Here is a 2,144-nt window from a genome sequence, read left to right as displayed (position 1 = left end):
ATGGGCGCATACGTGGAAGGGATCAACGCCACCGCGGCGGGCGAAGCGACCAACGCGATTGGCGACGGTGCGTCGGCCTACGGCAGTGGCGCGAACGCGATCGGCAGCGACACGGTTGCCATGGGTCAGAACAGTTCCGCGAACGGCGACGGCAGCGTGGCCATCGGTGGAATGGGGCCGGCCTACGACGAGTACAACTATCCGCTCGACGAGCTGATCGGCACCCAGGCCGTGGCAGGTTCGACGGCCGTCGGCGCCGGTGCCCAGGCCACGGGAAATGGCAGCGCGGCATTCGGCGCGGGTGCCCAGGCATTCGGCGAGAACAGCGTTGCCGTCGGCAATCGCACGCTTGTCCCGGGGTTCTGGAGCGTCGCCATGGGCTACAACGCCCAAGCGAAGGGGGATACCGCAACGGCCGTCGGCGCATATGCCTGGGCTCAGTATGAGGGGGCGACCGCGCTCGGCTTCTCTGCGTGGGCACTAGCGGCCAATACGGTAGCGATCGGCCCCGGTGCGCACGCCACTGCGACGGGCGGCACTGCCCTCGGCATGCAGGCGTCGGCGAGCGGCGGCAACGCCATCGCGGTCGGCCGCGGCGCGCTGAGCGTGGACAGCAATTCGATTGCATTCGGCACCACCACGCTGGCCGACGGGGCGAATGCAATCGCTTTCGGACGCGCGGCCCTGACCCTCGCAGACAACGGCATCGGCATCGGCGCACGTGCGACGGTGCGCGAGGGTGGAGTCAACGGTTTGGCGCTCGGCTCGGACTCGCGAGTGGAGGAGGCCAATGCCGTGGCCCTGGGGAGTGGTTCGCTGGCAGACCGGGCCAACGCGATCTCGGTGGGTGCGGCGCAGGCATGGGTGGACGACATCGGAGTCACGCATGCCGCGATCGACCGCCAGATCACCAACGTGGCGGCGGGCACCGAGGACACCGATGCGGTGAACAAGGCGCAGCTGGACGAAGTAGGCAAGACGGCGAGCAACACCGACCATTTCTTCCAGGCCAGCGACGACCCGGATAACCCGAGCGTGGGCGCGTACGTGGACGGGATCAACGCCACCGCGGCAGGCGAGGCGGCCAACGCATTCGCCGATGGTGCGTCGGCCTTCGGCAGCGGCGCCAATGCGATCGGCCAGAACTCGACGGCGGTGGGCTTCAACGCCCTGGCGACGGGCCAGAACAGCGCGGCGTTCGGCCAGAACGCGCAGGCGACCGGTCCCGGCGCGGTCGCGGTCGGCGGCAACGCAGTGGACGAGAACGGCGACCCGCTGATCGTCGATGCGAACGGCACCCCGATCGACACCGGTGCGACCAGCGCCGGCGTGGGCGGCACGGCGGTGGGCGCGAGCGCGCAGGCCAGCGGCTTCGCGGCATCGGCCTATGGTGTCGGCGCGTATGCGTCGGGCACGCAGTCTTCGGCGTTTGGCCTGGTGGCCAATGCGGTCGGCGAATACAGCACCGCGATGGGAACGCAGAGCTTCGCGGCCGGCAACGGCAGCACCGCGGTCGGTGGCCTCGCGGACCTGGTTCCGGGCCTCGGCTTCCTGGTGTCGACCCAGGCAACGGGCGAAGCGGCATCGGCCTTTGGCTCGGGTGCGGGTGCATGGGGCGATTACAGCACCGCGACCGGTGCGTTGGCCCAGGCTGACGGCGTGGAGAGCACGGCGCTGGGCTATTTCGCCTATGCACAGGGCAATACCGCCAGCGCCGTGGGCGCGGAGGCATGGGCCGCTGGGATCAACAGCACGGCGGTGGGCTTCTACAGCACGACCTACGGCGCCGACAGCGTGGCGCTGGGTGCCAACTCGATGGCCGATGCCGACAACAGCGTGGCATTGGGCGCGGGTTCGTATGCGGATCGCGAGAATACGGTCTCGGTGGGTGACGTGGGCGAAGAGCGCCAGATCACCAACGTGGCCGCGGGCACCGAGGACACCGATGCGGTGAACGTGGCGCAGTTGCAGGAAGTGGCGAAGACGGCGGACAACACCGACCACTTCTTCCAGGCCAGCGACGACCCGGACCAGGAGGGCGTGGGCGCGTACGTGGACGGGATCAACGCCACCGCGGCAGGCGAGGCGGCCAATGCCCTCGCGGACGGCGCGTCGGCGTTCGGCAGCGGCGCCAACGCGCTGGC

Annotated in this window: 1 pseudogene; it reads left to right on the top strand. The window is 69.8% G+C overall.

The window, feature by feature from the left end:
* Positions 1–12: 12 nt before the first annotated feature.
* Positions 13–2,144: pseudogene (locus tag ACTJIL_RS16090) on the top strand (ESPR-type extended signal peptide-containing protein); the annotation flags it as partial.

The sequence above is a fragment of the Luteimonas sp. 22616 genome (assembly GCF_052044325.1).
In the GTDB taxonomy this organism is placed as follows: Bacteria; Pseudomonadota; Gammaproteobacteria; order Xanthomonadales; family Xanthomonadaceae; genus Luteimonas.
This window is presented reverse-complemented; position numbering and strand designations above follow the sequence as displayed.